Raw genomic sequence first — 8947 nt, forward strand, 5'->3', positions numbered from 1 at the left:
ATTTCCAATACAACTTGTGCTTTAAATTCTGGTGAATATCGTTTCCTTTTTTGTTTCATAAACCTACCTTAACATATCCTTTCTTGCTGTCTAAAATCTTGGGTCCATTATAAATTGATAGAACAAAAAGGCATAAAGCTCAATATAGATATTAATATTTTATCTGAATTTATTTATGAAAAAACCCTTGGAAATAATTTATCAGTAGCATTTGCAATAGAAGAAGCTAGATATTGTACTACACTTGATGACTTTAAAAGAATATTAGATGAAAAATATGTGAGTGGTGATATTACAAATTACTATGGTCATATATGGAAATATGTAACAGATTATTTAAATAAAAAGAACTTAGGATTTCCCTTTCCGGATAAAGTAGTAGCAAGTGCGATTATTTTATTAAATGGAAGAGTCAATTCCGAGATATTAAGTAAAGCAATTAAAGTGAATTTACAAAAAGATGATTGGGATGAATTATTAGAGTTACTATTTCCTTTGGTACAGAAAATAAGTAATGATGAATACGCAATATTTCATAATGATTTTAGAGTTTTTTTAATGGCTAATAACAGCAGCGGTGCTAAGTATAGGAGTATTGCATTTCAATTAGCTGAATATTTTATGGGGGATAATTATAGTTTATCAAGTTTAAATAACTTAATACCCTTATTAATCAGTGCAGATAGGAAGGATTTAATATCAGGAGTTTTTAATGTAGATTATGTAATTCACTCGCTGGCCAATGGTTTGTCGAGAAGGAGATTGCAAGAATATGGATCCTTGGCTTACCAATCTGCCATAGAATCTAGGGATTGGGGAAGATATCATAGTGTTTATCTTGCGATACACACTATGTACCAGCATTATCGTTATTATGAGTATTATGAAAAAGAATATAAATTAGAAGATAAATCTTATGTGAAGACAATAAGCACTTATGAATTAAAAGCAGATGATTTAAGACGAGAAAATCTAGAAAACTATCTACTCATGTTGAAATTTTGTATAGATTTATTATCTTATAAAGATCCTGTATCTTATTCTAGAGCAAGCTCAATTTTTAATCTATGGATGAAGGATCTCACACCGTCATCATTTGTTAGAACAATTCTATCAGAAGAAGAAAGTGTGTTATGGGATCAAAATTTGTTAGATGAAATAGTAACTAATTGGGCATATTTAGCTGTTAAATTTAACAAGGGGTTTACTAAGATAGATAAATCTAAGCAAATGGACGAAGAAATTCGTGTTTCTTTACTATTTAATGACACTTACTTTGAAAATTTAATTATAATGAACGAAACTGATAAGGCGCTTGAAACTATTTATAATGGTGGTGTTTCTTACAACTGTATAGAAAAGAATCTAATGAATATTTTATTTAATGGCTCTGTTAAAGTTAGTTGTTGATAATTGAATTCCGAGAACAAATGTTCTATAATTGAACTAACTACAATAGGGTTGGTGATGATTGTGAGAGCGACTGAAATCCTTAAAGCCATTCAAAAACTAAATCCCGCAGAGAAGCACAGGTTACGCGAATATTTAATTGATGCACTCACTGCTTCAAGTTCGACTGGAACCGTTCTTCACGAAATATCTGAACGTAAGAATAAGAATGGCTATGAATGCCCTGATTGTACATCAGAACATATTGTTCGATTTGGCAAATATACAACAATTGTTGATGGCGAAGAGGTCAAAAAGCAACGCTATCGCTGTAAGGCTTGTAAAAAGACATTCACTGACCTCACAAATACAGTTCTTTATCGAACTCGTCACCTTAACCAGTGGATTAAATTTATTGAGTGTATGATTGAAGGTTATTCTCTTCGAAAGTCTGCTAACTTAATTGGCAACATTACTCACGTCACTTTATTTTATTGGAGGCACAAACTACTATCATCGTTAAAAAAAATGGAAATACCAAATTTTGAAGGTATCGTTGAAATGGACGAGACCTATTTCTTGTACTCAGAAAAAGGACAAAGAAAAATTAAAGGTAGAAAACCACGTAAGCGTGGTGGTTCTGCGAAGAAACGTGGTATAAGCAATGAACAAGTTTGCGTGTTGGTTGCAAGAGACCGTGATAAAACCACCTTTTCGCAGATATTAGGTATGGGTAGGTTAACCAAAGACCAATTAGACAAAGCCATCGGGCATAGGCTTTCAAGTGAGAATATACTATGCACGGATTCTTGGCGTGCATTTAAAACATATGCTGCTGAAAAAGGAATGGATATTTACCAATTCAAGTCCGATGGTAAGATTCGTACTAAGGGGCTTTATCACATCCAGAACGTGAATAATTATCATAGAAGACTAAAAGGTTGGATGCAACGATTTAATGGTGTTGCGACCAAGTATTTAAACAATTACCTTACTTGGTTTCAGGTCTTGGAAAGTATCCATCACCAAAGAAATGAAGTAACAATGAATGACTTGATTATTAAAGGGAATTTAGTACAGAATTCAGAAACCTATGATACACTTAGGTTAAATAAATTTGCTGTATAAACACTGATGCTTGTTCAACTAACGGGCAGTTTAGTGAAACAATTTTAAAGTTAATTCGTGTAAAGATGCACATTATTCCAGCCAAAAGCAGCACATTTTGTTCAAATTAGTCCAGATTTTTCACAAAGTATATATGTATAAAGCTCGTATTAAGTGTATAAATATACCCTGAATGGCTTGACATGGAGCCTCTGCGGCCATGCGTTTCAAGCCAAGAAGCCAGCTGTCTAAAGACTTTGGCTTGCCAGGCAGGCTAGCATACCCGCCTCTCCATATCAAGCCGTGTCACGTACCTTATACAGATTATACATCTGAAATAATTTGAAATTCACAATCTGAAATAAAGTGGATATTTACAAGAATTGAACGAAATTTTGGTGTTACAGTTCAAGGACCTCCTGGAACAGGAAAAACTCATACGATTGCTAATTTAGTTTCCCACTTCCTGGCAGAAGGAAAAAGAGTTTTAATTACAAGCCAAAAAGAAAATCCACTAAGAGTGCTGAAGAGTAAAATACCAGAAGAAATTCAGGATTTATGTGTTCCTGTATTAGGTGGAGGTAGAGATTCTTTACAAGAAATTGAGAAATCAATCAATACTATTAGTGAAAAATTAGGAGAATTAGATACTGATAAATTAAAGAGGGATGTAAATATTTATTTAAAAGAACTTCATGAAAGCAAACGGAAAGAATCTAAACTCTTAAATCAATTAAAGGATTATACAGAAAAGGAAGGTACTGTTCTCCGTTATAAAGGTGAAGAATTGTTTAGGTATGATGTGGCTAAACGGCTAGTTAATTCAAATGTTAATTATGAGTGGATTTTAGATGATGTAGAGATGGAATCCGAGTTTCCATTGAATGAAGTTGAGTTTAAAGAACTTTGGAGCCTTAGAGATCAATTAAATGCTAATGATTTAAAACTATATAATACGAACCTTCCAAAAATAGATGTTCACATTAGAAATGAAAAGGCTTTTCAGGAGCTAGTTAATGATGGTGAAAAACTAGCCAAAGGTAAGGATGAAGGCTTAAAACAATTGGAATCCCATCAACTACCGAGTGACATATCTACAATTGATGAAATTATTAATGATTTCAAAACCATTTTACATTTTAAACACGTCTTACAAGATGAAGGTTATAAATCTGTATTGAATGATTTGAGAGCCGGCGGAATACGAGAGGAACGTTGGAGAAATTTAGTTGATGATATGGAAGAAAACCGTACTCAATTATTCCAATATTATAATAGGTTAGTTACTCATGAAGTGAAATTACCTAATAAGAACATTGATGAATTAAAGAAGGATATGGAAATTACGAAAGAAAGACTGGAAAGTGGCAGGAAGCCGAACCTAATCTTTTTCCTCTTTAAAGGTAAACAAACAAAGTATTTGTTTGAAGATCCAGTCCTAAACGAAAAACCGATATCAACACTTGATGATCTTAACCCCTTAGAAGATTACATTAAGTATCAAGAATTAAAGGTAGAAACAGCAAGAATTTTTAATGGGAATATGAAAGAAATAAACCATTCCATTATTGAACATAGTGAACCTCGTTTTCCACATATTCTGGAAGAAAGATTAAATGAATTAAAAACCGTTATAAAAGTTTTTGAAATAATAAATAACTTAGAAGAAAAGTTGTCGCTTAGCCATGTTAATTTGTATTCAGTTGATGATGTAAAGGCATTATTAGAAAATGCTGAACAAGCGAAAGCCTATTTAGAATATAAAAAATGGCTTGAAATTTATCAAAAAGAGTTATTAGATTTGAAATCTTTTGCTGAAAAAGAGAATACGCATTCAATCATATACGAAATTATTGAGGCCTTTGAAGATAAAGATACTCAAAAATGGGGTGTGATACTAAGTCAGTTATTGGAATTATATGAAACAAAAAAAGATGTATACAGGTTTTATGAGCTATTAGACAAAATGAACAATATTTTACCTCTAACTAAAAAATCGATCGAAATGTCTGTAGGAGAAGAATTGGAGTATCCTGATAACTACTTGAAAGCATTTGAACTAAAAAAATTAAGAACGTGGCTTGATCAGACCAAGAATATTAATCCTTCTAAACTAAGAAGCTTAATTGAAAAAGAAAAGAATTATCAAAGGGAATTAATTAAGAACATAGTACGTGATGCATCCTGGAAAAGTCAGATTGAACGTATTACGGATAAGGAAAAACGAGCACTATCCTCCTGGAAGACTTATATTAAGAGGTATGGTAAAGGGACTGGAAAGAATAAGCGTTATTTATATAGTGCAAGGAAAGCAATGAAGAATGCTCAGAGTGCGATTCCTGTCTGGATTATGCCAATAACACAAGTTTTGGAGAATTTTCCGATTACTAATGAAAAGTTTGATGTAATTATTTTTGATGAAAGCAGTCAGTGTGACATTTTTTCAGCAAATGTACTATTGAGAGGAAAAAAGATTATTGTCGTAGGTGACGATGAACAGATAAGCCCGCAATCAATTGGTGTAAATGATGATGATGTAAAGGAGTTAGCTAACCGATACTTACCTGATATTCCAAATTCAGACCTATTTGACGGGAATATATCTTTATATGAAATTGCTGAACAAACATTTCCTAAAGAAGGGAAGTTAATGCTGAGAGAGCATTTTAGGTGTGTACCTGAAATTATACAGTTCTCTAATGACCTAAGTTATGGTGGAGAAATGATACCGTTAAGATTACCGTTGGAAGAGGAAAAACTGGATCCACCAGTGATGGCAGTTAAAGTTGATGATGGGTACAATGATGAAAAAGAAAAAGATATAAACTGGCCTGAAGCGGAAGCAATTGCTAATGATATCTTTGAAATTGTTCATGATCCAAAGTACAAAGACCAGACCATTGGTGTCATAGCTTTACAGGGTAATAAGCAACACAAGCTACTAGAGACTTTAATTAGAGATAAAATTGGTGACGCTGAGTATGTTGCCCGAAAAATTATCTGTGGTAATCCTTATGATTTACAGGGGGATGAACGTGACATTGTGTTCCTTTCTATGGTCGTAGCTCCAAACCGAAATTTTAGACCACTTACAAAACCAGGTGAAAAACAGCGTTTTAATGTAGCAGCGAGCCGTGCAAAAAATCAAATGCGGTTATATCATTCAGTTGATACAAATGAGTTAAAAAGTAGTGATTACAGATATGCATTATTAAGTTATTGCAAAAATCCTACTAGAGTTAATCAAGAACTTGAAGATCTAGAGCAATTATGCGAATCACCTTTTGAAATAGATGTATTAAAAATGATTCTGGCTAAAGGTTATAAAGTTACTCCTCAGGTAAAAGTAGGGGGATATCGCATTGACTTTGTCATAGAAGGTATTCGTGACCGGCTTGCAGTTGAATGTGATGGCGAGAAGTGGCACGGACCTGAAAAGTTCGAGGAAGATATGCAACGCCAGGAATCATTAGAAAGAGCTGGCTGGAAGTTCTGGCGTATTCGAGGTAGAGAGTTTTATTTTAACAGAAAAAAGGCAATGGAAAGTCTTTGGTCGAAATTAGATGAAATAGGAATTGAGCCAAATTTAAATGAAACAGAACTGTATCAAGAAGGCCAAATAACTAATAATCAACAAAACAATTTTAAGGAGTATCAGCATAACGAAGAACAACCTAATATTGTGAACGTTAAAAATGAAAAACAATTAAATTTATTTGAAGATGCTAATGATGGTAAGCAACAAATTAGTTTGTTTGATAAAGAATATACTGCAAATTCAAGTGATAATCCAAAAGATTGGTTGGAAAAGTATTTATTAAATAAAGGGTTAAAAGTTATTGACAAGCGTGAAAAAGGTGGAAATTTATGGGTTATTGGTGGAGTGGATTTAAAACCTATTTTTAAAGAACTTGCAACAAAAGGTGTTAATTTTACATTCGTGTCTAATGGCAGCCGTACGACTCAAAACAAGCCTGGCTGGTATACGAAATTTAAAGAGTGATTTTGTGAGTCTGGGAAGATGACTACCAACATGTTCTGTAAAAATTCCAATGAATTTAACCTTGGCCATTCGGCAATACCATTTACGAAAGGTTGTTCTGCGGGAATGTGCCGGTTCATCAAGAAACTTAAATGTCTCGCTAGTACGGCGAACTAAATTATAAAGGGAATATGAATTATAAGTACATCAGCGTCAGTCATCTCTAAATTACTTTTAGAGATGACTGATATTTATCTTAAGAAGAAGGGAGTAATAAAATGACTGTCTGGTTGTTTCGTGCAGGAAAACAAGGGGAGTATGAAAACAAATTTTTAGAAGAAGGAAGGGTATATCTCACCTGGGACGATTTAAATATTAATCTTAGAACGATAACTTCTAAGGAGATATTATATAAAAAGCTAATCCAACACTATGATCTAGACAAAGAAAAAACAGCAATAAACTGGGCTTCTCAAATTTGGCCAATAGCTCATTCGATGGAAAAAGGGGACTTAGTAATCTTACCTTCAAAATTTAACCGCACCATACATATAGGGGAAGTTATCGGTGACTATGTATATGATGAGTCACTTGGCAGTCCGTATTATCATTATCGGAATGTAAATTGGATTGCTAAAGATATACCAAGGGATCGATTTGATCAGGATATATTGTATTCATTAGGAGCCTTTATGACGGTCTGTAAAATACACAGAAATAATGCTGAAGAGCGTATTAGAGAAATGCGTAAAAATAATTGGCATGTACCAAAAAATAAAAATGTAAAGGAGCTAGTAGAGGAAAATGAAGAAACAGTTTCAATAGATTTAGAAGAATATATATACGATCAAATCTCTGAAAGAATTATACAGCGTTTTAAAGGACATAAGATGGAATTTTTAATTGAAGAAATTTTGAAAGCAAAAGGCTTTACTACTTACAGAAGTCCAGAAGGTGCAGATCACGGTGTGGATATATTAGCAGCTTCAGATACGTTAGGTTTTGGAAATCCAAAAATTTGTGTCCAAGTCAAGACATCTGATACTCCTCTTGATAGACCGACATTAGATCAGTTGATAGGTACAATGAGCAATTATAGTGCAGATTTTGGCTTATTAGTATCGTGGAGTGGCTTTAAATCTTCTGTCACTAAGGAAATTCCTAAGCAATTTTTCAAAGTTCGTCTTTGGGATTCTAAAACTATTATTCAACAAATCTTTGAGAACTATGAAAAACTGAGCGATGAAATCAAAAAAGAGATTCCTATTAAAAGAGTTTGGATGTTGGACAGTGAAGTAGAATAGTAAGCTTTAATGGGAATAAAGGAGGGAATAAAAATGTGGAAGGATAGTGAAACAGAATTAGATTTTATAGACTTTGATTTTTTAATAGGAATACTTAAAGATATCATCGAAGATGAAGTGTAGAAGTTTGCAGACTTGAGAGTGTAAAATATTTTGTGTAAATAGAAATGCACTAAATAATGTTCATAGAAAAAGGAAGACCCTTTCTGTAGAATAAAGTTAGCCGACAAAATTCACAGAAAAGAGGTCTTCCCTATGATTCATCTTACTACAGATTTAATCGAAGCACTAGCACAAAAACAAGATATTGAAGAAGTTTTTCGTCATCATTTGGAAACAACCATCAATCAGCTGTTGAAACATGAATTAACTGTCTTTTTAGACTATGAGCCTTATGATCGAGAAGGTTTTCATTCCGGCAATTCCCGTAATGGCTACTACGATCGTACCTTTAAAACCGAATACGGAGAACTACACCTTCGTATCCCTAGAGACCGTAATGGCCAGTTCCAACAACAAACAATAGCTCCCTATAAGCGTTCCAATGATACGCTGGAACAGTTTGTCATTCACCTTTATGAAAAAGGGATTACGACAAATGAAATCGCTCATCTCATGGAGCGAATGTATGGACATCGCTATTCCAAACAAACGGTTTCGAACCTAACGCAACTTGTTTCTGAAGACGTGCAGGCTTTCCATGAACGAAAGCTGGAAGAACGCTATGTGTGCATTTACTTGGATGCCACTCATATTCCGATTCGACGTCAAACGGTTGAAAAAGAAGCTGTCTACATCGCTATTGGTATTACGGAAGAAGGAAACAAAGAAGTTTTAGACTTTACCATTGCACCAACTGAGTCTTCGCACGTATGGGAAGAACTCCTCCAATGCCTACATGAGCGAGGAGTAGAAAGCGTTCTTCTCTTCATTTCCGATGGATTGCCAGGGATGACAGATAGCATTCATCGTGTCTATCCAAAGGCGAAGCATCAAGTGTGCTGTGTACATGTCGCTCGAAACATTTCCAGTAAAGTACGTGTAAGGATCGTGCAGCCATTCTCGATGATTTTAAGGCCGTCTATCAAGCGAAAGACCGTGAAGAAGCTTTAGAAGCCTTAGAACGAATGCAAAGCAAGTGGGAAAAGTCTTATCCACGTGTCAT

At 34.0% G+C, this 8947-nt stretch carries 4 protein-coding genes and 1 pseudogene; all 5 read left to right on the forward strand.

What is annotated here, in order from left to right; translation table 11 throughout:
* The first annotated feature begins 114 nt into the window (after positions 1-114).
* The gene (locus tag IEV18_RS15560; RefSeq protein WP_188393302.1) at positions 115-1410 is read left to right on the forward strand and encodes a hypothetical protein; all 1296 of its coding nucleotides are present in this window, start codon (positions 115-117) and stop codon (positions 1408-1410) included.
* Positions 1411-1473: 63 nt separating this feature from the next.
* Positions 1474-2517 carry an IS1595 family transposase gene (locus IEV18_RS15565; protein WP_100332900.1) on the forward strand — a complete coding sequence of 348 codons (1044 nt, stop codon included), beginning with the start codon at positions 1474-1476 and terminating at the stop codon, positions 2515-2517.
* A 421-nt stretch (positions 2518-2938) separates the two neighbouring features.
* Positions 2939-6499, forward strand: coding sequence for a PDDEXK-like endonuclease domain-containing protein (locus tag IEV18_RS15570; RefSeq protein ID WP_373281953.1), 3561 nt, complete (start codon positions 2939-2941; stop codon positions 6497-6499).
* Between the two features lie 257 nt (positions 6500-6756).
* Positions 6757-7782, forward strand: a complete 1026-nt coding sequence (locus IEV18_RS15575) for a restriction endonuclease (protein WP_188393304.1) — start codon at positions 6757-6759, stop codon at positions 7780-7782.
* A gap of 255 nt (positions 7783-8037) precedes the next feature.
* A pseudogene (locus tag IEV18_RS15580) lies at positions 8038-8947 on the forward strand (IS256 family transposase); the annotation flags it as partial.

Origin of the sequence: Compostibacillus humi (assembly GCF_014637175.1) — a bacterium.
Classification (GTDB): Bacteria; Bacillota; Bacilli; order Bacillales; family Amphibacillaceae; genus Oceanobacillus; species Oceanobacillus humi.

Bases quoted from the DNA above. Each gene is read 5' to 3' on its own strand.
- IEV18_RS15575 (WP_188393304.1), top strand. From the start codon at position 6,757: ATGACTGTCTGGTTGTTTCGTGCAGGAAAACAAGGGGAGTATGAAAAC.